We start from the raw sequence: 22,481 nt of genomic DNA, 5'->3' as shown, positions 1-22,481 counted from the left end.
GTGTGATACCAAATGAGCGACAGCCAAGAGTTCGAGGAGGAGTACGCCGATCTGGGAGCAACGACGCAGAACGCGATGGACATCGCGGAGACGAGCATGGACATCGTCCGGGGGTTCACGCCCGACGAGACGCTGGCCGACCGGGTGCGCCAGAAGTCGGTCCACTCGATGGGCGACATCGAGTTCCAGCACCTGATCGAGTTCACCGGCGGCGACGAGATCGGTGACGACGAGGACGCGCCGGTCCGGGCCGGCGCGCGGGCCGTCCTCGAGGAGGCCGACATCTTCACCGATATCACGATGGTGAAAGCCGGCGTCACGGGCCGGGGCCACGACTGCGAAGTCTCGAAAGCCATCGGTCACGGGAAGGAACTCGCCGCCGAGACCGGGATGACCCGGACCGCTGCGGCGATGCTCGAGCTGGACAAGGAAGACGCCTTCGAGGGATCGATCGTCACGATCGGGAACGCGCCGACGGCCGCATTGGCGCTTGCGGACTGCATCGAGCAGGGGACCCGGCCGGCGGTCGTCGTCGCGAACCCGGTCGGCTTCGTCAAGGCCGAGGAGAGCCGCGGGCGAATTCGCGAGGTCAGCGAGGAGTTCGGCGTGCCGGCGATCACCCACGTCGGTCGCCGCGGCGGGAGCGGCCTCGCCGCTGCGCTGACGAACGAACTGATCCACGTCGCGAAAGACGTCCGGACCGACGAGATCGACCTCGAGCTCGACGCCGAAACCCGGGCCGCGGACGGCCGGAACCGATGAGCGGCGAGTACGACCTCGATTCGGGGCCGGACCCGGCGACGTTCGCGGCGGCAGCGGCGGAGCCCGACATCGACGAGGGCGCTGCGCCGCAGGGGCAGCGCGGCGAAGGTAGCGCGGAACGACGTTCCGCGGACCACTCGAGCGGGCAGAGCCCGCGAGAGGACGGTGAAACCGCCGGAGCGGCCGACGATCCAGTCTACGCCGTCGGCGTCGGCCCCGGAAACCCCGAGTATCTCACGCCCCGTGGCGAACGGGCGATCCGCGAGGCCGATGTCGTCGTCGGCTTCACGACGGTCGTCGAGTTTGTCGAGGACAAGACGGACGCCGACCTGCTGACCTGCGGCTACAAGGACGAGGCCGAAGCGCTCGAGGAGTTCGGCGAGCGCGTCGCCGCCGGCGAGTCGGGGACCGCCGTCGCGATGGGCGACCCCAATCACTCGGGCTACCAGTTCGTCGGCAAAGTACAGGACACGGTCCAAGAGCACGATTCCGACGTTCCGGTTCGCGTCGTTCCCGGCATCTCCGCGATCCAGATGGCGGCGAGCCGTGCCCGGACGCCGATGGAGGACACCGAGTTCGTCACGCTGCACAAGAGCGGCGACCTCGAGTCGGACATGGACCGCCTCGCCGCCGCGGCCACGGTCGACGAACGGCACCTGCTCGTGCTCCCGCGGCCGTACGACCGGATGCCCGGCGACATCGCGGCCTTCCTGCTCGAGGAGGGTGCCGACCCCGAACTCGAGGTGCTGGTGCTCGAGAAGCTGACCCACGACGACGAGCAGACCCATCGGTTCACGCTTGCGGAACTGGCAGAGCACGCTGGCGGGAACGGGACAGACGACACGCCGTTCTCCGATCTGGTCGTGCTCGCGGTTCGGCAGCCGGTCGCCGAGGAATAGGCAGGTGTAGCATCCGCGTTTCGAACGATACTCGAGCGGCCCTCCACCGTTCTCGTACGGGGTTGAATCGTCCGAAATAGACAGTTTGGAAACAATTATTGGGAACCGACTCGCGCATACAGCGATGCCGTTCTATTCGCAACGGCCGTACCTGTACGTCTTCATCGGGGCGCTCGCTGTCTGGGCCGTATCGGACCTGAGCGTCGGATTTCGGTCTCGCGGTAGAGCCACTGCTTCGCAGGGTCGGGGATCGAAACTCGCGATCGCCGTCGCCATCTCTGGCGGTACTTTTGGCGCTGCACTCCTTCCCGAAGTGATGCCCGCTCCGGAACTCCCACGTCCGCCGGCCGCGTTCTGGATCGGGATCACACTGTGGCTCTCGCCGGCCTGACCGGCTACGGCTATCGCATCCGCGTCGAAGGGCGCGTCCTGCGGGAACAATTGGGCGCACCCTCCGAAGCGTATGCGAACCGAACGCCGTATCGCCTCGTTCCCGGTCTCTGGTGACGATCCCCCTGCCGGACCAGTACGGCCGTCACTCGTGGCCTTCGTACTCCCGCAACACCGATGAGACGGTGTTCGATACTTCCTCGAGCGCGACGGCGTTGGTCTTCCTGAGGTCGTCGGCATCTCGTGCCTCACCCAGGTGTCGAAGCGCCTCGCGAAGGTGGCGTTCGGTGTCGCTCCCGTTCTGGTCGTTCATAGTTCGAGCGGCGGGTCGTAACCGACTCGAGCGCTTAAGGTCGTCGGTGGTCTGACCCCGTCACTCGAGGGCGTTCCGGACTGCCGACGACTCGGAGTCGCTGCGTCTCGACGACGGACAGCCCGCCATCAAGCGTACTCCTAACACAATCGCCAAAGCGATGTTTTGTAACCCGATTTCCAAAACACGGTTTTTGTATCGGATATGAGGGTCCGTCGCTTGGGTGCCGCTGGCCCTCCGTCCTGGGGTTGCCCCCGATCAGGGTGTATCATCGCTGCCACGAGCGGTGCTCTGACCGGCCGATGCCACCGATGGATTCAAGTTCAGTTGTTCTAATTCAATCGTAGTGATGAACGACCTCGAGACGTCGACCCGAGACGAACGGCTCGCCGGAGCAGCGGGTCGGAACACGGGATACGGACCATGAATGGATTCGTCCTCGGCGGCGTCAGCTCCGGCGTCGGGAAGACCGTTGCGACACTGTCGATCGTTCAGGCACTCGCAGACGCCGGCCACGAGGTCCAGCCCGCCAAGGCGGGGCCGGACTTCATCGATCCGAGCCACCACGAGGCGATCGCGGGTCGGCCGTCCCGCACGCTGGACTCGTGGCTCGAGGGGGAAGACGGCCTCCGACGAAATTACCGCCGCGGTGAGGGCGACATCTGTGTCATCGAGGGCGTGATGGGCCTGTACGACGGCGACGGCTCGAGCACCGCCATGGTCGCCGAAGCCCTCAACCTCCCGGTCGTTCTCGTGGTCGACGCGAAAGCCGGGATGGAAAGCGTCGCGGCGACCGCCCTCGGCTTCCGCGAGTACGCCGACACCATCGGTCGCGACATCGAGGTCGCCGGCGTCGTCGCCCAGCGCGCCCACGGCGGTCGCCACGAGCAGGGGATTCGGGACGCCCTGCCCGACGACATGGCGTTCTTCGGCCGAATCCCGCCGAACGACGACCTCGAGATTCCGGATCGACATCTGGGCCTCGAGATGGGAGGGGAAGCGGCGCTGCCGAAGGCGGCACTACGGGAGGCCGCCGAGTCGCTCGCGGCCGAACGGCTCGCCGCCGTCGCGAGCGAACCATCGGCTCCCGACGCTCCGTCACCCGCTGTCGACCCGGCTGATCCGGCCGACGCCACCGTCGCCGTTGCCAGCGATACCGCCTTTTGTTTCCGGTATCCGGCGACGATCGAGTGCTTCCGCGAACGGGCCGAACTGGTCACGTTCTCGCCGGTCGCCGGCGATTCCGTCCCCGACTGCGACGGGGTCTATCTGCCCGGCGGCTATCCGGAACTCCACGCCGACGCACTCGAGTCGGCCGGCACACTGGACGCACTCGGCGAACGGGCCAGCGACGGACTGCCCGTACTGGGAGAGTGCGGGGGCCTGATGGCTATGAGTCAGTCGCTGACGACGGCCGAGGGCGAGCGCCACGAGTTGGCCGGAATCCTCCCCGCGGACGTGACCATGCACGACCGCTATCAGGCGCTCGATCACGTCGAACTCGAGGCCACCGAGGGAACGCTGACCGCGGCTGCCGGGGAGACGATTCGCGGCCACGAGTTCCACTACTCGAGCGCCGACGTCGACGGCGACGCTCGCTTCGCCTTCGAGACGGTTCGTGGCGACGGCATCGACGGGGATCACGACGGCCTGACCGAGTACGAGTCGCTCGGTACGTACGTCCACGTTCACGCGGAAAGCGGGGCGTTCGATCGGTTCCTCGCGCGTCTCGGCCGGTGACGACCCGCAGCGCTCGGTGGCAGGGGAGCGGCCGGTCCACGAGGTCGACCGTCATCCGCTCGCTGTCCTATCCGATACCGTTGGAAGCGTCGTCCTGCTCTATCTGGGACGGGGGACCTCCTCAGCAGGAGCACGCTCGAGGCACGCAACGAGGCGATGCTCGCGGCGGTCGCCGCGCTGGGACGGCCAACGACTACGATCGAGTCTGTCTCGCGACCGGGTCCAAACACCTGCCAGGAATGGTCGAGCGTGCGTCCGAACACGGATTACTGACGGCGGACGTCTTCGAACCGCACTGGCGCGCGTCGGGAGAGGTCCTCGAGCCGAACGCAGTCCTCGACCGCGACGATGCCGATGTTCGGCTGAACATGGAACCGGCCGGAACGGTGCTCCGCCGCCGACTCGTGGCGACCGGAATCGACTGGTCGTGATCGCGCTGCTCGCGTTCTCCGCTCCGGCACTGCTCCCACTCGGGTGCCTCCTGGCAGGTCTCCCCTCGGTGCCATCGTCGCCGCCACGACCGACTACGGCCAGCGACTCGGCGATATCGCGGCCGGGACGATCATGGTGAAACGCGAGCGGGTGACCGATTCCGCGGAGTCGTCGTGCCGCTCGCGCTCCTCGAGTGGTGTTGATCTCGATGCGAACCGAACAAGTATTTAACACGATGTTCGTGGTAGCAGCCCTCGTATGTCGGAAACAGTTCAGCGTCTCGAACCGCTGTCGCGTCGTCCACTGACCGATCGCACCTGTCTCGTGACGGGGTCCTCCCGGGGCATCGGTCGCGAAATCGCGTTCGAACTCGCCCGCTGCGGGGCCGACGTAGCCGTGAACTATCGCTCGTCCGATGAATTGGCGCGCGAAGTCACCGAGACGATCACGGAGAACGGCGACACGGCCGTCCCTGTACAGGCGGATGTCTCGGACCCGGCGGCGGTCGAGCGGATGGCAGCGGAAGTCCGCGAGGAACTCGGCGAAATCGACGTGCTCGTCAACAACGCGGGGATCACCATCGATCGCACGTTCGAGGAGATGACCTACGAGGACTGGCAGACGGTCATCGATATTAACCTGAACGGGACGTTCAACTGTACGAACGCGTTCTACGAGGACATCAAGACGTCCGACCACGGCCGACTCATCAACATCTCGAGCGTCGTCGGCCAGCAGGGCAACTACGGCCAGGCGAATTACGCGACCTCGAAGGGCGGCCTATTTGCCTTTACGCGGACGTTGGCGCTGGAACTCGCCAGCCACGGCTCCACGGCCAACTGCGTCGCACCGGGGTTTACCGAAACGGAGATGCTCGAGCAGGTTCCCGACCGAGTACAGGACAAGCTCCGCGAGGAGATCCCGCTGGGCCGGTTCGCCGACCCCGCGGACATCGTCGGCATGGTCCGCTTTCTCGCCGGCGATCAGGCGGAGTACATGACCGGGCAGGTGCTGGGCATCAACGGCGGGCTGGAGTGGTAACGAATCGCTGTTAACCCGACTGGAGCCACCCCTTAGCTACGCTTCCGTTTCGCGGCTTTTCCGGTTCGAAGTAGCAACCGACGCAGCGTGATATACCGTTTGGGCCGAACTGACAGTCCGCTCGCGTTCGACAATTCTCGTTGTTTTACTCCAATCCAATGTGGGCAATCGCAGTTGTTCTACCCCAAACAAAATTGTTTTAGGGACGGACTCTGTTCCAACGGATGATGCCACCCATCGCGCTTCCACACGACGCGAAGGCCGGCCCGACGAAGTCCGAGGTCCGGGCCGTTGTCCGCTCGAAGCTCGCGCTCGAGCCGGACGACCACTTCGCGGAGGTCGGCTCCTGTACGGGGGCCGTCACCATCGAAGCCGCACAGCGAGCCGGGCGAGTGACCGCCGTCGAGCGGAAACCCGAGCGACTCGAGACGACGGAGCGGAACCTCGCCGCGAACGAGGCGTCGGTACGCGCCGATGTCGACCTACGCAACGCGGAAGCGCCAGACGGACTGCCCGACGATGCTGACGCGCTCTTTCTGGGCGGCAGTCGGAATTTCGAAGCCGTCCTCGACCACGCCGTCGACACCGAAATCGACCGCGTCGTGATGAACGTCTCGCGGCTCGAGGTCGCTGGCCAAGCCACGAAGGCCTTCCGCGAGCGCGACATTCTCGAGGAGGTCGTCCAGTTTCAGGTGAGCCACGGCTACGAACTCGCCGGGGCGACGAGTTTCAACTCGGACAACCCGGTCTACATGCTGGTCGGGAGTGCGACGCCCGACGAGGAGACTGACGAAGGCGACGGCGAGACCGTCGCCGCCGACGGAGGGAGCACTGCCCAATGACGCTGTACGGCGTCGGACTCGGTCCCGGCGAGGCCGATCTCGTCACGGTTCGCGGGAAGGACGTTCTCGAGAACGCAGACGTGGTCTACTCCCCGGGCCGCCTGTCGCGGACGGTCGCGCTGAAACACGTCGACGAGTCGAAGATCGGGGATCTGGACTTCCCGATGACGAAAGACGAGGAGAAACTGCGAACGGCGTGGAAGGAGGCCGCCGCGGAGATCGCCCCGAACGCACGGGACGGCGATGTCGCCTTCGTCACGCTGGGCGATCCGAACGTTTACTCGACGTTCGGCCACCTGCGCCGGACGATCGACGCTTTCCACTCCGACGTAGACCTCGAGATCGTCCCCGGCGTGAGCGCCGTGACGGCGTTTGCGACCGCGATGGGAGTCGAAATCGAAGCCGGCGCGGGGCTCTCCTTGCGAGAGGCCGCCGCCGGCCACAGCCCGACCGGCCCGGACCGGATGATCCTGTTCAAGGTCACCGACGCGCCGGCCACCCACGAGGGCCTCGTCGAGGCCGGCTACGACGTGACATACGGCCGCCGGCTGTTCATGGAGCAGGGCGACACGATCGTCACCGACGACCCCGACGATATCGACGAGCGCGATTATTACACGCTCGCCTACGCCGAGAAGGAGGGTCTCGAGGTCGAGCAGGCGACGGCGGCGTTCGAGACCGACGAGGAGACTGGGGCGGACGAGACGACCGCGGACGGGGAGCCGGTGACTGACGGTGGAGAGCGACGAGCCAGCGAGCGCGCCGAGGGTCGTGACGGCGGCGACCGTGGAGGCCACCGATGACCGACGAAACTGGGAACGACCCACAGGACGCGATCGATTCGCAGGGCGAACGGCGCCGCGAAGAACTGGACGACCGGATCTTCGAGCACAGCGCCGGCGACGAACAGGCCGGAATTCCCTTCGTCGGTGCCGGCCCGGGCAACCCGCGGCTGCTAACCGTCGCCGGGAAGGAACTGCTCGAGGAGGCCGACCTCGTCGTCCACGCCGGCTCGCTGGTCAACAGCGAACTGTTGGACGAGTACTGTGCCCACGCCGAACTGGTGAACTCAGTCGGGAAGGACTTAGAGGAGCTGATCCCGCTGATGCGGGATGCCTACGAGGAGGGCCGAAACGTGGTCCGCCTGCACAGCGGCGACCCCGCGATCTACGGTGCCGCCTTGGAACAGATGGACGCGCTGGAACACGAGGGCGTGCCGACGCATTTCGTCCCGGGCGTCACGTCGGCCTTCGCAGCCAGCGCGACGCTGCGGACGCAGCTGACGCTCAACGAGGTCTCGAACCACGTCGCGTTCACCCGGCCGCAGGGCAAGACCCTGACGCCCGAGGAGGACCACATCTCCGACTTCGTCGAGATGGGTGACGTGACGACCTGCATCTATCTGGGGACCCACGCGGTCCGGGACACGATGGACCGGCTGCTCGAGGACGACCACGACCCCGAGACGCCGGTCGCGGTGATCTACCACGCCTCGTGGCCGGACGAGGACGTCATCGTCGGCTCGATCGGCGACATCGCCGACAAGGTCGAGGAGGCGGGCTATCGCGCCTCGGCGCTGGTCGTTATCGGCGACGCCGTGACTGGCGCGGGCTACGAGCGCTCGTTCCTCTACGGCGACTGGGCCGACCGCGGCCCCGACTCGAGCGACGCGGACGAATCGGACGCACAGGCGAACGAAACGCAAGCGGGAGACGACTGACACATGAGTACGGACAACGCTGACAACGCGAACGACGAGTCGGATTCCGACGGCGGCCACTGTTCGACGGCGGATTCGGACGGCGAGGTCGCCGAGGAGATCGCGATCATCTCCTTCGGCCGGAAGATGGACACCGCCGAGGAGATCAAAGCCGAGATCGGCGATCGCTACGAGGCGATCGACATCATCGAGTACCACGGCGACGTCTTCGAGGAGCACTGGGGCGAGTACGACTGTTTCATCGGGCTGATGGCGTCGGGTATCGCGATGCGGAAGACGGCCCACCTGCTCGATGACAAGTGGGAGGACCCCGCGATCTGCGTCGTCGACGAGGAACTGACGTGGGCGATCCCGATCACGGGCGGCCACCACGGCGCGAATCAAGTCGCACAGGACCTGGCGACGATGGGCGCTGTCCCGGCGATGACAACCGCGAGCGAGGCCGCGGGCAAGCAGGGCGTCGAGTCCCGCGCGAAGGCCATGGACACTCACGTCGTCAACGGCGACTCGACGGTCAAGACGAACCTCGCCGTACTGGACGAGAACCTCGGCCCCGTCGCCCGACTCGACGGGCCGAAGGCCGTCCTCGTCGGTGACGACGTGACGGTCCTCAAACGGAACAAGGACGACGGCGTCGTCCTGGGGACCGGTAGCGTTTCGGGGGCCAGCAAGGAGGCCTTCCTCGCGGCGTGGGAGGAAGCCCTCGAGCGGACGGACTACGATATCGACGACGTGGAGTTCGTCGGGACCGCGACCCGGAAAGAAGACGAGGAAGGGCTGCTCGAGGCCGCGCAGGAACTCGATCTCGGCGTCGTCGCCTTCGACAAGGAGACCCTGCTCGAGCACGAGGGCCCGACGCCCTCGAAGTCGAAGGAGCTGATCGGCTGGCCGGGCGTCTCCGAAGCGAGTGCGATTGCGGGCGGGGCCGAGCAGGAACTGCTCCTCGAGAAGTTGAGTTACGAAAACGAGGTCACGGTGGCGATCGGTCGATGAGTTCGGGCGACGAAGTCGCCGAGACGGAGACGTCTGCGGACGCGACGGCCGGCGGCACGCCCGACGGCCACGGCACACTCTACGTCGTCGGCATCGGCCCCGGGCTGCCCGACCACATGACCAAGCGGGCGAAGGAGGTCATCGAGACCGCGGACGTCGTCATCGCCTCGAGCCTCTATCAGGAGTTCCTGCGCGACGACGGCACCCTGCTGCCGGAGGAGGAAACCGACGAGGACGGCATTGCAACCCGCGAGGACGGCTTCGAGCAGCAGATCGTTCGCTCGACGATGGGCCGACAGATCGAACTCGCCCGCGCGGCGTTCGACCACGTCCGCGATGGAAAGGACGTGGCCCACGTCTCGGGCGGCGATCCGTCGGTCTACGGTAAGTCCGACCTGATATTCAAGATGGCCGAGGAGGACGACGCGACGGATATTCCGATCGAGATCGTCCCCGGCATCACCGCGGCGCTCGGCGGGTCGGCGAACGTCGGCGCGCCGCTGTGCAACGACTTCTGTACGGTCTCGCTGTCGGACAAGTGGCGCGGCTGGGACGAGATCGAGGAGAAACTGCGCGCGGCCGCGGTCAGTGACTTCGTGATCGTCCTCTACAACTGCTGGCGCAACTACGAGAAGGCCGTCGAGATCGTCCGCGAGGAACGGACCGACGACGCTTACGTGGCCATCGTCAACGACGCGGGCCGCGCGGATGCGGGCCGAAACGGCGAGAGCAAACACATTACGACGCTGGGCGAGGCCGTCGACCACGACGACAAGGTCTCCGGGATGGGCACCTCGCTGATCATCGGCAACCACGAGACCGAGACCTGGCGCAACGACGACCGAACGTACCTCGTCACCCCGCGCGGCGGGCGTGACGTCGACGACTTCTGAGATCGATACTACACAACCATGAGTACGGACACTAACGCGGACGCCGACGCCGAATCGAGTTCCAACTGCGGAGCCTCCTCGAGCAGCGAGAGCACCAGCGAGGCGAGCACCGACCGCTCGAGTAGCTGTGGCGCATCGAGCGGCAGCGACGACTCGAGTAGCTCGAAGTGCGGGGCGTCCTCGAACTCCTCGTCTTCGAGTAGTTGCGGGGCCTCGAGTTCCGACGACGACAGTTCGAACGAGAAGGAGGTCGGCTCCACCGTCGACGACTTCGACGCCGATCCCGGCAAACTGAGCGCCGTCGGCCTCGGCCCTGGCCATCCGGAGGGGATGACCGACCGCGCGAAGTCGGCGCTGCTCGAGGCCGAGCATATCGTCGGCTACACGACCTACATCGACCTCATTCCCGACGAGATCACCGAGGAAGCCGACGAACTGTACGACACGCCGATGTGCGGCGAAGTCTCCCGCACCGAGGAAGCCATCGACCGCGCGTTGGCGGGCAACGATGTCGCCATCGTCGGCAGCGGCGACCCCAACGTCTACGCGCTGGGCGGGCTGGCACTCGAGATCCTCGAGTCCAAGGGCGCGACGGCGTCGATGGTCGACTTCGAGGCCGTGCCGGGCGTCCCGGCGGCCCAGTCCTGTGCGGCCCGACTGGGCGCACCGCTGGTCAACGACACCGTCTCGATCTCGCTGTCGGACCACCTCGTCCCGATGCCGGAGATCGAGTCGCGGCTCCACTCCGCGGCCAAGGAGAGCTTCACGATCACGATCTACAACCCGTGGAGCCGCAAGCGCCGGGAGAACTTCGAGAAGGCCTGCGAGATCCTGCTGGCTCACCGCGACGAGGACACGCCCGTCGGCATCGTCCACGGTGCCGGCCGCGAGGACGAGCAGGTGATGATCACCGAACTCGGCGAACTCGAGGAGTTAGGCGAGGACGAGATCATCGACATGACGACGACGATCGTCGTCGGCAACGAGGACACCTACGTCTGGGACGACCGGATGGTCACGCCGCGTGGCTACGAGACGAAGTACGACTACTGACCAGTTCGACCGACCGCCGACCAGCCGCAATTCACCAATGTCACGATACGAAGTTACGATCGAGAAAGACGCCTGCGACGGCATCTTCGCCTGTTTGACCCGCGACCCGCGCTTCGTCGAGGGCGGGGACGGTCTCGCGACGATCGATCCCGGCGCGGACCCGGTCTACGACTGCGAGGGCGAGGTCACCGACAATGCCGAGCGCGTCGTCGCGACGTTCGACGACGACCGAATCGACGAAGCCCGGCAGGCCGCCGCGGCCTGTCCGACGGACGCGATCGTCGTCGAGGAGGTGGGCGAATGAGCGACGCGGAATCCGCGACCGAGATCGAGGTTCCGTCGGACCCGCTGGCCGGCCACGCCGCGACCGCGTACTTTTGGGGCCACGTCGCCGGCAGCGGCGACGTCTCGGACGACGGCATCGAGATCGTCGCCAACGACGAGGCGTCCGCACAGGTGCTGGCCGCCGTCGCCGGGGGCGACCTCGAGCACGACACGACCAGCCGCGAGTACGCCCACGATACGTCGATTACGCGGACGGAAGACGAGTACACGCTCTCGATCGACGGTGACGACGACTCGGGCCTCCTCGGCCGTAGCGGTACACTCGGGCTCCCCGTCGACGGCCGCGGGAACTACCGGTTCGGCGCGTTCTCGAACTACGACCGGGAACTGCTCCGCGGACTGCTCGAGGGCTGTGGCACCGTCTGCTTCAAATCCTCGAGCGGCACGGTGGGCATCTCGTTCGTCCACGACGACGCGGACCTGCTCGAACTCGCACGGGAACTGATCGCCGAGTGCCCGGTCGATGCCCCGATGGGGGAGCTGTCGGAGACGTCCGCCGGGGGCTACTGGTTCGGCGTCGACGACGACGCCGCGCCCGACTTCGGCGCGTGGCTCTACGAGAACTGCGACGAAACGGGGCTGTTCGCGCCGAGCCGCCGTCGCAAATTGGAGCGGAGCCTCGAGCAGGCCGAGGCGTACGACGAGTAACCACCCGACAGATCGACACCCCACGATACCGATGAGCACACCCGACCAGACCACGCCCGCACCGACAGCCGGATTCGACGACGAGGCCGTCCTCCTGATCGGCCACGGCTCCCGACGCGAGAAGTCCAACGAACAGGTCCGCGAACTGGCTGCCGACCTCGAGTCCCGACTCGGGATACCGGTCGACGCCGCGTTCCTCGAACTCGCCGAGCCGGCGATCGACGAGGCCTTCGCGGGACTCGCGGCCGTCACGTCGCAGGTAACGGTCGTCCACTGCTCGCTGTTCGCCGCGAGCCACGTCAAAAACGACGTCCCGCTGGCGATCGAGCAGGCCCGCGCCGAACACGATTTGGAGATCAACAACGGCGCGCATCTGGGTGTCCATCCCGCGATTCTGGACCTGCTTGACGACCGCGCCGCCGCGGTCGAGGCCGACCTCGGCGTCGATCGGGCGACCGACGACGTGGCCGTCGTCGTCTGTGGCCGGGGCTCGAGCGACCCGGACGCCAACGGCGACGTGCACAAGCTGGCCCGACTGCTCTACGAGGGTCGCGAGTTCGACCGCGTGGAGGCGTCGTTCATCGGCGTCACCGAACCGACGCTCGAGGAGACGCTCCACGGACTCTCGAAACACCGTCCCGACGCGGTCGTCGTCCTGCCGTACATGCTCGGCGACGGCGTCCTCACCCAGCGGGTCCGCGACTGGACGGCGGAGTTCGACGCGGACTATCCCTACGTCGACGCGCTGGCCGGCGATCCGCTCGGAACGGACTCGCGGCTGCTGGACGTCTTCGCCGACCGCTGGCAGGAGGCCCGCACGGAGAGCGTGGAGATGTCCTGTGACACGTGCAAGTACAAGGTCGATCTCGAGGGCTACGAGGAGGACGTCGGCGGGGCGCGGGCCATGCTCCGTGCGCTGGCCCATCAGGAGGCCCACGCCGACCGCGACGACATCGACGAGGAACCCGACAGCCACGACGCCCCGGAAAAGCACGTGGCCGTCTGTACCAACCAGACCTGTGCCAAGATGGGGTCGCCGGCGGTCCTCGAACGCCTGCGCCAGGCGGTGCGGGACTCCGACCACTGCGACGCCCGCATCACGCGGTCGTCCTGTCTGGGTCGGTGCGGCGACGGGCCGATGGTCGCGGTCTACCCCGACGGAATCTGGTACGGCGGCGTCGAGGACGATGACGCCGAACGGATCGTCGGCGACCACCTCGATCGGGACCGTATCGTGAGCGAACTCGTCGATCAGACGCTGTAACGCTGACCGAAACACACGAATTCGACACATCATACAGCAACCCATGAGCTGCCACGAAATCGAAGCACTACGACTCGGACTGATGAACGTCCTCGGCGTCGGGGACGACAGCACCCGCGATCACGCGGAGAAGGAACTCGAGGGCCACCTGGAGGGGCCGATCAAGGGCCTCTCGGAGGCGGATAGCCTCGCCGAAGTAGAACGCCATCTGGACGCGGCGTTGGTCGATCTGGAGGAGGAGGTCGCATCGATGGACAGCGACGACCCCGAGTACGACTACACGCGGGGGCGACTGCTCGCGGTCCGCGACGCCGAGCGGGCGGTCCAGCGACTGCACGCGCAAGGCGAGAGCATCGTCGATGGGCTCGGCGACGCTCACGACACCCTCCACGAGACGTTCCCGATCGAGGAGTAACGATGGCCGAAACTGCCGATACCGAACGCGAGGACGCCCTCGAGTTCCGGTCGGTTCCGCTCGGCGAGATCGAAACCGCCCGGAGCCGTCACATGTGGAACCGATCCGCGGTCGGCTTCGCCGCCGCCGGCGATCTCGTCGTCACCGGCGAGTGGGACGGCACCGTCACCGCCCGCGATGTCGACTCGCTCGAGACCCGCTGGTCGGCCGCCCATCCGGATCACGCGGTCGGGATCGCGTCGCTCCCGGCGAGTGATACGATCGTCGTCGCGGGCCGCGGCCGGACGGGGACGATCGCGGCCTACGACGCCGAGACCGGCGACCGACGGTGGCGCTACGACACCGTCGACGACGTCGGCGAGGCCGTCAAAGACACCGTCTTCTACCTGCCCTACGTCGTCGCCTGCGAGACGGGACCCGACGCCGACGGCGACGAGCGGCTCTACGCCGCTGCGCGGCGCTACGAGCGGGACGGCGAGATCCGACGGTGGCACAGCACGGTCTACGCGTTCGATGCCGACGGCGCTGTCTGCTGGACCTACGAGACCGACGCTTCGCCCATCGCGCTCGATCTCGACGCCGACGGCGAGCGCCTCGCGGTCGGCTACAACCGCTGTCTGGGCGACCACGACACCGGTCTCGTCGTCCTCGACCCCGAGTCGGGCGACCTCGAGTGGACCTGGGACCCCGGGACCGAAGGCGACCGCCGCGTCGGCGACCTATCGTTCGACGGGGACTCGATCGCCGTCTCGAGTCACGGCGACAAACGCGGCTACCTGTTGGGTCCCGGTGGTGCCGAGCGCTGGCGGGTCGACCTCGCAGTCGAGACCGAACGGGACGACGAGACGCTGTACGCCTATCCGAACCACACCTACGCGGACGACGGCCGCGTGGCGTTCGTGACCGGCAACACCTATGCGATCGAGAGCCGCGAGACGGAGCATCGCCATCCGAACGAACACCGGGTCGCCGTGTTCGACGCCGACGGTGACCACCTATGGGACGACGAGGTTCGGGGCTTCGTCCATGGCCTCGCCGCCGACGGGGGACGATTCGTCGCTCCCTGCGCCCAGAACTTCCGCGTTCGCGACCCGAGCACCCACGCCGTCCGCTGGTACGACCTCGAGTCCGGCGCGGGCGGGTACGAGCGGTTCGCGGGAATCGCGACGGCGGCCGCTGTCGAGGACGGCACGGTCGTAGCCATCGAGGAGCCCGTTGCATACCACGACGACGGCGAGACGCGCGGCGAGTACGCACTCTGGGCCGGCTCGCTCGAGTAGCGTCGTCGATCGGTCGTTTTCGGAACGGTTCGCCGGCGCGTTGGCTAGTCGCATACGCAAGGCCAACCCCCACAACGCTCACGAGCGTCCGTGTTCCCGTATAATGACCGCGAGTTCTGCACGCGACGGTCGCGAGGTGCGTTCGGATCCCGGGCGGGTCGAACGCTCCTCGAGCCGTCTCGACGAAACTGGGCGGACGACGGGACCGCCACCCCGGGTGATAACCGACGGCGGACAGGCGGGGATGGATGAGGTCGACGACCAGCCCGAGGACGCGAGCGACGCCGACGTGGCCCCCGGGGAGGGGGAGACGGACCCTGCCGAAAGCGAGGAGGTCCAGGGAGGGGACGACGAATCCGAAGGGGCAGTCGAAAGCGAAGACGAGGAGGAAAAAGGAGACGCCGAGGAAGAAGCGGAAGTCACGGACGGGGAGAGCGAGGACGAAACGGAAGCTGAGGTGGGAGAGGGCGACGACGAAACTGCAACGGACGGGGCGGACGCGGACGGCGAGGAGGACGAGTACCACGTCGAAGACGCCGACGACGTCTATCAGGGCGACGAAACGGCCGGCGTCCTCCACCTCGATCTCGACGGCCTCTTCCTGGATTTGCTCGGCCTCGAGGTGAACCTGAATCCGGTCACGCTCGACGTCTCGGCGCGGCCCGGCGGGAACAACCTGCTCGGGAACGTGTTGTCGGCAGTCACGGGACTTCTCGACGGCCCCGGTGCCGTGCTGGACAAGGTCCAGTCGCTACTGGGCGACCCAAAAGAGGTGCTCAGTTCCCTGGTTAGCAAGCCAAAAGAACTGCTCAGCAACGTGCTTGGCAAGCCCAGAGAGTGGCTCAGTAGCGCACTCGGCAAGCCGAGGGCGTGGCTCAGTGGACGCTTTGGCGGTGATACTGGCGAGCCGGCGGAAACTGACGAACCGGACGCCGAGGAAGCGAAACCAGCAGCAGCCGACGACGGGGAAGCGGAACCGAGCGAGGGCGACGAGACGCCGGGCCGCATCTCCAGAGTGGCCAGCTGGCTCAGCGGGAAGCTGTCCGGGCTCGTTCCCAGCTTCCCGACCGAGGAGATCGTGGCGATGATCGTCAGCGAAGTCATCGAACAGTTGATCGAACGGCTCGAGCCGGAGCGTGAGGAAGAGGCCGGCGGACAGGCGGAGCCGTCACAGGCGGAGGCATCATCATGAGCGACGATTCACTCACACAGCGGATCGATACCGAGAAGATCACCGAAAACGTCGACGTCGACGAGCTGGTCGAGGGGACCCAGTGGGAAGAGGAGATCGACGGGGGCAAGCCACTCGGAGAGGTGCTTGGCGGACAGATCGGCGCGATCCTCGGGCGAGCGATCGGCGAATCCCTCGGTCGAACGATCGGGAACATGGTCGTCGACGAACTGCTCAGTTCCGGCGACGAGGACGAGGCAGAAGGCGAGGAGGCTGCCGAGGAGGGCACGGAAACGGCTGCGGAAGGTGCGAAAGCGGACGAAGAGGCTACCGAAGCGGACGAGCCCGAGACCGAGGGGGACGACGGGAGCGGCGAAGGCGAGGCCCAAGACGACGCCGAATCGGGCGAGGAAGGCGAAGCATCGGCGGACGAAGACTCGGAACAGGCGGCCGAGGAGTAATATTGTGATGCAACACACGCTCTCGTTCGATGACCCGGCTCGAGGTGGTCGCCGTGAGTGACGGGTCCGGACTGAAGGGGATGGTGGCCAACGAGGTGAGCAATCAACTCGACGCCGCAGATATGCTCGGCGACGGGTCCATCGAGGACGGCATCGACGGCGGCGAGGTCGGCGCAGCGGTCGGTCGACAGTTCGGCGAACAGTTCGGACGGGAAGTCGGGGCGGCGGTCGGCCGAGAAGTCCACGAGACGATCGCCGAAGGCGTCGACGAGGGGAACGACCTCGGCGAGATCAGAACCGAATTAGCGGCGGCGATTCGGGACGCGCTCGGGGATTCGGTCTCGGAGATCACGGGTCGCGATTCGCTCGAGTCGGTAGCCAGGAGCGTGACCGACGGCAGCAGCGCCGAGGGGGTCCTCGATAGCATCGGCGGCGACGGACGCGACGAACCTGCGGAAGACGAGGCGGAGAGCGATGCGCGGGCGGCACCCGAGGAGGACGTGTCCGAGAGCGACGCCGACGATGAAGGCGATGCGCCCGATGAGACCGAGGCGGAGCCGTCGATGGATGACGTCGCGGACCACAGGAGGGACACCCTCGAGGACTTCCTCGGAGTGATGTCCTACAGCGACTTGCAGTCGGTCGCGAAGGACGTCGGCGTAAAGGCGAACCTCAGCCGGGAGGAGATGACCGACGCGATCATCGAGGCAGTGATCGACGAGGAGGGCGATGACTCGGATTCGGAGTCAGAAGCCGAGGCAGCAGCCGAGTAGTCGACCGACACGCGCCCCCAACCACGGATCGCGGGACCGACGCCGGTGTAGTCACACCAGGTGACAGCTATGACCGACGCACAACGACGGGATCGAGTGGACGAGGTATTGAACCAGGCCGCCGCGTCGAGCACCGCGATCATCGCCGACGACGGCTCGGCTGACGGGGACGAGTCCCCCGAGACGACCCTGCTCGAGGCCGCCGCGGAAGCAAACGAGCTACTCGAGACGGCCGACCCCGACGCCCTGCTCGCAGCGGTGGGGCTGGACACGCTCGCGGACGGAACCGAACCGGAGTCGATTCCGGAGGCCATCGCCCGGGGCGACCAGGAGAACCTCGAGGACCTGCAGCGGTTGCTTCACCTCGCGAAACTTGCCGACCGGGCGAACGACCGCGATCTCGAGGCGACCGCCGACGGCCTTCGGGGGACGATCGGTGACCGGGAGGCATCCGCGAGGACGGACGCGGACACCACAGCGGATGCGGACACGGCGGCATCCGGAGGCGACGCGGCGGCGGAGACGGCCGACGACCTCGGGGATCGGCTCCGCTCGTCGATGCGGTCCTCCGTCGAGCGGTTCGGCGACGATGTCGTGCAACTCAGAGACCGACTCGAATCCGCGAGTGAGGGACCCGCCCGCAGCGACACGTCGGCGGCCGACGGGACGGCTGCCGACGCTCGATCCGCGGACGAAGGTGGTACCGAAGAAGCAGCGGACGAAACGGAAGTGGCGGACGAGGAAGAAACGGCGGACGAAGCGGAAGACGAGGGGGTTCTGGGATCGGGGCTCGGCGGTGACTGGGCGCACGGAACGGCGGGCGGTCCGAGTCGCCATTCGACGATGGCACCGCCCCCGTCCGAGCGGGCGGACATGCGCGGGGTCACGCGTCACTCGACGATGCCGGACAAGCACGGGTAGCGGATCGGTTCGAATCGTCGATCGAAGCGGAGTCGACACCGAACGAGCCAGGACCCTGCGTCGCGACGATCAGCAACGCGGCGAATTACTCGCAGACATCGATCCGATGTTGGCGGCGACGCCGGGATTTCACCCGTTCCTCGACGAGGACGGTGCGTCCAGAACGTCGTGATCGCGGTGGCGGGTAACCGAATCCCATTACGCGTTCGCCCGCAGTGGGTCCTCGAGAGCGGTTCGTAACCATCGACGGGTTCCTTGGGCGGTACGTTTATCCCACTGTATTCCATCGTTGTTCCATAGATGGAATATCGACGGCGGGCGCTACTCGGAGCGGGTGCGGCGGGGATCGCCGCGGCCGTCGGGGGCTGCCTCGGATCGGACGCCGAGGGCGAGGGATCGATCGCCGGGGAGGAACTCGCGCTCGCGACGACGACCAGCACGGAAGCGACGGGACTGCTCGACGAGATCAACGTAGCGTTCGAGGAGCGCTTCGGGACGCGCGTTGCGGCCAACGCGGAAGGGACGGGAGCCGCGATCCGCTCGGCTCGAGACGGGAACGCCGATGTCATTCTGGTCCACGCCCGGTCGCGCGAGGACGAGTTCATGCAGGAGGGGTATGGCGTCAACCGGCGGGACCTGATGTTCAACGATTTCGTGATCGTCGGTCCGAGCGACGATCCGGCGGGTGCAAGCGACACCGAGGGGGCGGCGGCCGCCTTCGACGCCATCGCGAGTGCGCACGCGCCGTTCGTCTCTCGCGGAGACGAGTCCGGGACACACACGAAAGAGCTCGTCATTTGGGAGCACGCGGACAACGAACCCGGCGGCGAGTGGTATCGGAGCCTCGGCCAGGGGATGGGCGAGACGCTGACCCACGCCAACGAGGCCGGAGCCTACACGCTCGCGGATCGGGGGACGTACCTCTCGCGGGACGACATCGACCTCGAGATTCTGGTTCAAGGCCCGATCGAGGACGGGCCGGAGTTGCTCGCGAACCCGTACGGGATCATGGCGGTCAATCCCGAGATTCACTCGAACGTCAACTACCAGCTCGCGATGACCTACATCGGCTTCGTGACGAGCCCCAAGGGACAGGAGATCATCGCGGAGTTTACGGCAAACGGGGAGCAGTTGTTCTATCCAGAGGCGCTGTCCGCGGAACCGAACTTCCAGCAGTACGTTCCGGAGGGATGGCAGCCGGACTCCGCGGACGAGTGACGTAGCCGCCACCCGACCGCCTCCGGGGACTTACCAATGCCAATCGATGCCCTCTCCGATCCGACCTACCTCCGAAGCGTTATCCGGCTATCGCTGACGGTCAGTCTGTTCGCAATCCTGCTGAGCACCGCCGTGAGCCTCCCGATCGCCTTCGCCGTCGGGTTCGCGGACTTCCGGGGAAAGCGGTTCGTCACGGCCGTCATCAACACTGGCATGGGGTTTCCGAGCGTCGTCGTTGGGCTCCTCGTCTGGTACGTCCTTTCGAATCGAGGCCCGCTGGGAACGCTGAACCTCATCTATACGCCGGAGGCCATGATCATCTCGCAACTCGTGCTCGCCACACCGGTGATCACCGGCGTCGCCCTCTCGGCGGTCGAGAGCGTCGACGATGCCGTTCGAGACGCAGCCTACGGGATCGGCGGGACTCGAGCGGACGTCGCCCTCATTACGCTCAAGGAGGCACGATACGGCGTCATCACCGGTATTCTCGCGGGCTTCGGCCGCGCGATCAGCGAGGTCGGCTCCGTCCTCATCGTGGGCGGCAACATCGCCTACGCCGACGGGACCTCGAAAACCCGGACCCTGACGACCGCGATCCAGTTCGAGGTCCGGAAAGGCGAGTTCGAGACGGCGCTGGTCCTCGGTGCCGTGTTGCTCGTCCTCGTGTTGCTCGTCAACGGGATCGTCCTGCGGCTCGGGGGCCGATGACCGTGCGAGCGCACCCCGTCGCCCCGACCACGATCACGGTGAGACGGCCATGAACTTCGAGCTCGAGTGTGCGTCTTACGGCGTCGACGGGACGCCAATTCTGACCGACATCTCGCTGACCGTCGGCGCGGGCGAAGTCGTGACGGTGATCGGCCCGTCGGGAGCCGGCAAGTCGACGCTCTTGCGGCTGGCCGCCTTATTCGAGCGACCGTCCGACGGCGCGGTCCGCTGTGACGGGACGGAGCCGTGGTCGCTCCCGCGAGACGATCGCCTCGCGCTCCGGCGGCGAATCGGGGTCGTCTTCCAGCAGGCGAGCCTGTTCGGGACCTCGGTGGCGCGCAACGTCGACGCCGGACGGCGGATTCGCCGGCCGTGGGCCAGCCGGCTCCGGGGCTTCGCCGAGCGGCTCGCGGCCCGCTGGATTCACGGGTCGCCGACGGTCGACGATCGGACGCTCGAGGCGCTCGAACTCGTCGGTCTCGGGGACGAGTGGGACCGGGACGCGGCGTCGCTGTCGGGCGGGGAGGCCCAGCGGGTGTCGTTCGCCCGCGCGCTCGCACCCCGCCCGGAACTGCTCGTCCTCGACGAGCCGACGTCCGATCTCGACCCGCGGAACACGGCCATCCTCGAGCGGGCGATCGCGCAGGCACGCGACCGCGATCACGGCGTGTTGCTCGCGACCCACGACATGCACCAGGCCGAGCGGGTCTCGGATCGGGTCGCCTTCCTGCTCGACGGCGAACTGATCGAGATCGGCCCGCCCGAGCGGGTGTTCGAGGACCCACGGGACGAACGGACCGCGCGGTTCGTCCGCGGCGATCTGCTGTACGATGACAACGAACTTCTCGTCTGACCGCGAAGGGGGACTCGAGACCCCCGTCGGCCTCGACGGGGCTCCCACCGGCGACCGATACCCATGGAAAAGGAGTTCGACCCCTACCTACGGATCGACGACGTAAGCATCGACCGCAGCGATGTCGCGATGTTACGCGCGATCGACGATCGTGGCTCGCTGTCGGGTGCGGCGGCGGCCCTCGAACGGTCGTACCCGCGCCTCCAGCAGCGGGTGGTCGAACTCGAGGCGGCGGCCGGACCGTTAGTCGAGCGGACCCGGGGCGGGGCCGACGGCGGCGGGAGTTCCCTGACGGGGACCGCCAGGGACCTGCTGGCGCGGTTCGATCGGCTGGTCGCGGCCTACGAGGGCGTCGCACGCGTTGACGAGACGGTGCTCACGGGACCGGTCGTCGACCGCGACGGTGAACTCGCGACCGTCGAAACCGGTGCCGGCGATGTGCTGGCTGTCGTCCCGACCGACGCCGCCACCGCGTCCGTGACGATCCGCTCCGACGCGGTCAGTTTGCACGCGCCGAGGGATGTCCCTCGAGCCGAGGGGACGAGCGTCCGGAACCGGTTTCCGGGGACCGTCTCGTGGCTCGAGACCGGCGACGCGGTCGCGAGAGTGGGCGTCACGCTCGCGGACGGCGACGAGGGGAGCGACCTCGTGGCGCTGGTTACGCGGCGGAGCGTCGCGGCCCTGGGACTCGAGCCGGGGCGGTCGATCGTCGCTTCGGTGAAGGCGACGGCAGCGCGGGGCGTCGCGAGGGACGAGCGGACCGAAGAGTGAGCGACGGACGGCGAGGGGACGAACGAACCCGCGTTCGGTGACCATATGGGACCCGCGGTGTCCGTCACCGTTCCGAGCCATAACCCTTTCTCGAGGGGACTCGTATCGATGCCCATGTACGATTCCGTTCTGGTCGCGACCGACGGGAGCGAGGCCGCGGCGACCGCGGTCGAGCACGCGATCGCGCTCGCGGACCGGTTCGACGCGCCGCTGTACGGTATCGCCGTCATCGACGAACGGACTGCGTACGATACCGGCATCGTCGATCCCGACGAGGTACGACAGCACCTCGAAGAGCGCGCGGCGGCCCGGCTCGCGGCCCTCGAGTCGGCGGCGACAGCGGCCGACGTGGCCGTCGAAACGGCGGTTCGATCGGGCGTCCCCCACGAGGAAATCCTCGAGTACGCGGCCGAACGGGAGGCGAGCGCGATCGTGCTCGGTTCCCGCGGCCGGTCGTCGTTCAAGGGGGCGTTGCTCGGCAGTACCGTCGACAGGGTCGTCCGGATCGCGGATCGGCCGGTACTGGTCGTCGGCTAGCCGGTGTCACGGGTCGAACGTTTACCTCTCCTGTCGTG

General features: G+C 67.1%; 27 protein-coding genes. 26 read left to right on the top strand and 1 reads right to left on the bottom strand.

What is annotated here, in order from left to right; all coding sequences use genetic code 11:
- The first annotated feature begins 12 nt into the window (after window positions 1–12).
- The 3 genes from FGF80_RS12165 (at window position 13) to FGF80_RS19785 (ending at window position 2,168) form a co-directional block, all read left to right on the top strand.
- Window positions 13–762 carry a precorrin-8X methylmutase gene (locus FGF80_RS12165; RefSeq protein WP_138654268.1) on the top strand — a complete coding sequence of 250 codons (750 nt, stop codon included), beginning with the start codon at window positions 13–15 and terminating at the stop codon, window positions 760–762.
- Entirely contained in the window at window positions 759–1,661 is a 903-nt protein-coding gene (locus tag FGF80_RS12160) for a cobalt-precorrin-7 (C(5))-methyltransferase (protein WP_138654266.1), read from the top strand. The genes FGF80_RS12165 and FGF80_RS12160 overlap by 4 nt, the downstream gene beginning before the upstream one ends.
- A gap of 372 nt (window positions 1,662–2,033) precedes the next feature.
- Window positions 2,034–2,168 (top strand): hypothetical protein, encoded by a 135-nt coding sequence (locus FGF80_RS19785; RefSeq protein WP_006186511.1) that lies wholly within the window; start codon window positions 2,034–2,036, stop codon window positions 2,166–2,168.
- A gap of 28 nt (window positions 2,169–2,196) precedes the next feature.
- Here the strand turns inward: FGF80_RS19785 and FGF80_RS19225 are convergent, their stop codons facing one another.
- Window positions 2,197–2,364, bottom strand: coding sequence for a hypothetical protein (locus FGF80_RS19225; protein WP_006186512.1), 168 nt, complete (start codon window positions 2,362–2,364; stop codon window positions 2,197–2,199).
- A 423-nt stretch (window positions 2,365–2,787) separates the two neighbouring features.
- On the opposite strand from FGF80_RS19225, the gene FGF80_RS12150 reads away from it, so the two are divergent.
- From FGF80_RS12150 to FGF80_RS12040, 23 genes are all read left to right on the top strand, one after another.
- Window positions 2,788–4,104 carry a cobyrinic acid a,c-diamide synthase gene (locus FGF80_RS12150; protein ID WP_138654264.1) on the top strand — a complete coding sequence of 439 codons (1,317 nt, stop codon included), beginning with the start codon at window positions 2,788–2,790 and terminating at the stop codon, window positions 4,102–4,104.
- Window positions 4,105–4,184: 80 nt separating this feature from the next.
- Window positions 4,185–4,535: a hypothetical protein gene (locus tag FGF80_RS19610; RefSeq protein WP_238705283.1), complete on the top strand. Its 351-nt coding sequence runs from the start codon at window positions 4,185–4,187 to the stop codon at window positions 4,533–4,535.
- A gap of 259 nt (window positions 4,536–4,794) precedes the next feature.
- Window positions 4,795–5,577 (top strand): 3-oxoacyl-ACP reductase family protein, encoded by a 783-nt coding sequence (locus FGF80_RS12140; protein WP_006186517.1) that lies wholly within the window; start codon window positions 4,795–4,797, stop codon window positions 5,575–5,577.
- 227 nt (window positions 5,578–5,804) lie between these two features.
- Window positions 5,805–6,419: a precorrin-6Y C5,15-methyltransferase (decarboxylating) subunit CbiT gene (cbiT, locus tag FGF80_RS12135; RefSeq protein ID WP_049908179.1), complete on the top strand. Its 615-nt coding sequence runs from the start codon at window positions 5,805–5,807 to the stop codon at window positions 6,417–6,419.
- On the top strand, window positions 6,416–7,222 hold the full coding sequence (locus FGF80_RS12130) for a cobalt-factor II C(20)-methyltransferase (RefSeq protein WP_138654262.1): 807 nt from the start codon (window positions 6,416–6,418) through the stop codon (window positions 7,220–7,222). Before cbiT ends, FGF80_RS12130 begins: the two co-directional genes overlap by 4 nt.
- Complete coding sequence (locus FGF80_RS12125; RefSeq protein ID WP_138654260.1) at window positions 7,219–8,139, top strand: cobalt-precorrin-4/precorrin-4 C(11)-methyltransferase; 921 nt, start codon at window positions 7,219–7,221, stop codon at window positions 8,137–8,139. The genes FGF80_RS12130 and FGF80_RS12125 overlap by 4 nt, the downstream gene beginning before the upstream one ends.
- 3 nt (window positions 8,140–8,142) lie before the next feature.
- A complete protein-coding gene (gene cbiG, locus FGF80_RS12120) occupies window positions 8,143–9,132 on the top strand; it encodes a cobalt-precorrin 5A hydrolase (protein WP_006186522.1) in 990 nt (329 codons plus the stop codon).
- On the top strand, window positions 9,129–10,025 hold the full coding sequence (locus FGF80_RS12115) for a precorrin-3B C(17)-methyltransferase (RefSeq protein ID WP_138654258.1): 897 nt from the start codon (window positions 9,129–9,131) through the stop codon (window positions 10,023–10,025). Before cbiG ends, FGF80_RS12115 begins: the two co-directional genes overlap by 4 nt.
- A gap of 18 nt (window positions 10,026–10,043) precedes the next feature.
- Window positions 10,044–11,078, top strand: coding sequence for a precorrin-3B C(17)-methyltransferase (gene cobJ, locus FGF80_RS12110; protein ID WP_138654256.1), 1,035 nt, complete (start codon window positions 10,044–10,046; stop codon window positions 11,076–11,078).
- Window positions 11,079–11,115: 37 nt separating this feature from the next.
- Complete coding sequence (locus FGF80_RS12105) at window positions 11,116–11,382, top strand: ferredoxin (RefSeq protein ID WP_006186526.1); 267 nt, start codon at window positions 11,116–11,118, stop codon at window positions 11,380–11,382.
- A complete protein-coding gene (locus tag FGF80_RS12100; RefSeq protein ID WP_006186527.1) occupies window positions 11,379–12,071 on the top strand; it encodes a hypothetical protein in 693 nt (230 codons plus the stop codon). The genes FGF80_RS12105 and FGF80_RS12100 overlap by 4 nt, the downstream gene beginning before the upstream one ends.
- A 31-nt stretch (window positions 12,072–12,102) precedes the next feature.
- Complete coding sequence (locus FGF80_RS12095; protein ID WP_138654254.1) at window positions 12,103–13,335, top strand: CbiX/SirB N-terminal domain-containing protein; 1,233 nt, start codon at window positions 12,103–12,105, stop codon at window positions 13,333–13,335.
- Between the two features lie 43 nt (window positions 13,336–13,378).
- Window positions 13,379–13,750, top strand: coding sequence for a DUF3209 family protein (locus FGF80_RS12090; protein WP_138654252.1), 372 nt, complete (start codon window positions 13,379–13,381; stop codon window positions 13,748–13,750).
- Window positions 13,751–13,752: 2 nt separating this feature from the next.
- Window positions 13,753–15,030: an outer membrane protein assembly factor BamB family protein gene (locus FGF80_RS12085; protein ID WP_138654250.1), complete on the top strand. Its 1,278-nt coding sequence runs from the start codon at window positions 13,753–13,755 to the stop codon at window positions 15,028–15,030.
- Between the two features lie 103 nt (window positions 15,031–15,133).
- Window positions 15,134–16,222 carry a hypothetical protein gene (locus tag FGF80_RS12080; protein ID WP_138654248.1) on the top strand — a complete coding sequence of 363 codons (1,089 nt, stop codon included), beginning with the start codon at window positions 15,134–15,136 and terminating at the stop codon, window positions 16,220–16,222.
- Window positions 16,219–16,662, top strand: coding sequence for a hypothetical protein (locus FGF80_RS12075; protein ID WP_138654246.1), 444 nt, complete (start codon window positions 16,219–16,221; stop codon window positions 16,660–16,662). The genes FGF80_RS12080 and FGF80_RS12075 overlap by 4 nt, the downstream gene beginning before the upstream one ends.
- A gap of 29 nt (window positions 16,663–16,691) precedes the next feature.
- Window positions 16,692–17,435 (top strand): hypothetical protein, encoded by a 744-nt coding sequence (locus FGF80_RS12070; RefSeq protein ID WP_175417029.1) that lies wholly within the window; start codon window positions 16,692–16,694, stop codon window positions 17,433–17,435.
- Window positions 17,436–17,504: 69 nt separating this feature from the next.
- Window positions 17,505–18,356, top strand: a complete 852-nt coding sequence (locus FGF80_RS12065; RefSeq protein WP_175417028.1) for a hypothetical protein — start codon at window positions 17,505–17,507, stop codon at window positions 18,354–18,356.
- Window positions 18,357–18,656: 300 nt separating this feature from the next.
- Complete coding sequence (locus FGF80_RS12060) at window positions 18,657–19,574, top strand: substrate-binding domain-containing protein (RefSeq protein WP_138654244.1); 918 nt, start codon at window positions 18,657–18,659, stop codon at window positions 19,572–19,574.
- A gap of 36 nt (window positions 19,575–19,610) precedes the next feature.
- Window positions 19,611–20,282 carry an ABC transporter permease gene (locus FGF80_RS12055; RefSeq protein ID WP_006186536.1) on the top strand — a complete coding sequence of 224 codons (672 nt, stop codon included), beginning with the start codon at window positions 19,611–19,613 and terminating at the stop codon, window positions 20,280–20,282.
- 49 nt (window positions 20,283–20,331) lie between these two features.
- Entirely contained in the window at window positions 20,332–21,135 is an 804-nt protein-coding gene (locus FGF80_RS12050) for an ATP-binding cassette domain-containing protein (protein WP_138654242.1), read from the top strand.
- A 63-nt stretch (window positions 21,136–21,198) separates the two neighbouring features.
- On the top strand, window positions 21,199–21,906 hold the full coding sequence (locus FGF80_RS12045; RefSeq protein ID WP_006186538.1) for a TOBE domain-containing protein: 708 nt from the start codon (window positions 21,199–21,201) through the stop codon (window positions 21,904–21,906).
- A 114-nt stretch (window positions 21,907–22,020) separates the two neighbouring features.
- The gene (locus tag FGF80_RS12040; RefSeq protein WP_138654240.1) at window positions 22,021–22,443 is read left to right on the top strand and encodes a universal stress protein; all 423 of its coding nucleotides are present in this window, start codon (window positions 22,021–22,023) and stop codon (window positions 22,441–22,443) included.
- Window positions 22,444–22,481 lie beyond the last annotated feature (38 nt).

This window comes from Natrinema pallidum (genome assembly GCF_005890195.1).
GTDB lineage: Archaea > Halobacteriota > Halobacteria > Halobacteriales > Natrialbaceae > Natrinema > Natrinema pallidum.
This window is presented reverse-complemented; position numbering and strand designations above follow the sequence as displayed.

Coding starts and splice junctions, on each gene's coding strand:
- FGF80_RS12070 (WP_175417029.1), top strand. CDS start 16,692: ATGACCCGGCTCGAGGTGGTCGCCGTGAGTGACGGGTCCGGACTGAAG.
- FGF80_RS12100 (WP_006186527.1), top strand. CDS start 11,379: ATGAGCGACGCGGAATCCGCGACCGAGATCGAGGTTCCGTCGGACCCG.
- FGF80_RS12130 (WP_138654262.1), top strand. CDS start 6,416: ATGACGCTGTACGGCGTCGGACTCGGTCCCGGCGAGGCCGATCTCGTC.
- cbiG (WP_006186522.1), top strand. CDS start 8,143: ATGAGTACGGACAACGCTGACAACGCGAACGACGAGTCGGATTCCGAC.
- FGF80_RS12140 (WP_006186517.1), top strand. CDS start 4,795: ATGTCGGAAACAGTTCAGCGTCTCGAACCGCTGTCGCGTCGTCCACTG.
- cbiT (WP_049908179.1), top strand. CDS start 5,805: ATGCCACCCATCGCGCTTCCACACGACGCGAAGGCCGGCCCGACGAAG.
- FGF80_RS12075 (WP_138654246.1), top strand. CDS start 16,219: ATGAGCGACGATTCACTCACACAGCGGATCGATACCGAGAAGATCACC.
- FGF80_RS12065 (WP_175417028.1), top strand. CDS start 17,505: ATGACCGACGCACAACGACGGGATCGAGTGGACGAGGTATTGAACCAG.
- FGF80_RS12045 (WP_006186538.1), top strand. CDS start 21,199: ATGGAAAAGGAGTTCGACCCCTACCTACGGATCGACGACGTAAGCATC.
- cobJ (WP_138654256.1), top strand. CDS start 10,044: ATGAGTACGGACACTAACGCGGACGCCGACGCCGAATCGAGTTCCAAC.
- FGF80_RS19225 (WP_006186512.1), bottom strand. CDS start 2,364: ATGAACGACCAGAACGGGAGCGACACCGAACGCCACCTTCGCGAGGCG.
- FGF80_RS12060 (WP_138654244.1), top strand. CDS start 18,657: ATGGAATATCGACGGCGGGCGCTACTCGGAGCGGGTGCGGCGGGGATC.
- FGF80_RS12160 (WP_138654266.1), top strand. CDS start 759: ATGAGCGGCGAGTACGACCTCGATTCGGGGCCGGACCCGGCGACGTTC.
- FGF80_RS12080 (WP_138654248.1), top strand. CDS start 15,134: ATGACCGCGAGTTCTGCACGCGACGGTCGCGAGGTGCGTTCGGATCCC.
- FGF80_RS12085 (WP_138654250.1), top strand. CDS start 13,753: ATGGCCGAAACTGCCGATACCGAACGCGAGGACGCCCTCGAGTTCCGG.
- FGF80_RS12115 (WP_138654258.1), top strand. CDS start 9,129: ATGAGTTCGGGCGACGAAGTCGCCGAGACGGAGACGTCTGCGGACGCG.
- FGF80_RS12055 (WP_006186536.1), top strand. CDS start 19,611: ATGCCAATCGATGCCCTCTCCGATCCGACCTACCTCCGAAGCGTTATC.
- FGF80_RS12150 (WP_138654264.1), top strand. CDS start 2,788: ATGAATGGATTCGTCCTCGGCGGCGTCAGCTCCGGCGTCGGGAAGACC.
- FGF80_RS12165 (WP_138654268.1), top strand. CDS start 13: ATGAGCGACAGCCAAGAGTTCGAGGAGGAGTACGCCGATCTGGGAGCA.
- FGF80_RS12125 (WP_138654260.1), top strand. CDS start 7,219: ATGACCGACGAAACTGGGAACGACCCACAGGACGCGATCGATTCGCAG.
- FGF80_RS12105 (WP_006186526.1), top strand. CDS start 11,116: ATGTCACGATACGAAGTTACGATCGAGAAAGACGCCTGCGACGGCATC.
- FGF80_RS12095 (WP_138654254.1), top strand. CDS start 12,103: ATGAGCACACCCGACCAGACCACGCCCGCACCGACAGCCGGATTCGAC.
- FGF80_RS12040 (WP_138654240.1), top strand. CDS start 22,021: ATGTACGATTCCGTTCTGGTCGCGACCGACGGGAGCGAGGCCGCGGCG.
- FGF80_RS12090 (WP_138654252.1), top strand. CDS start 13,379: ATGAGCTGCCACGAAATCGAAGCACTACGACTCGGACTGATGAACGTC.
- FGF80_RS12050 (WP_138654242.1), top strand. CDS start 20,332: ATGAACTTCGAGCTCGAGTGTGCGTCTTACGGCGTCGACGGGACGCCA.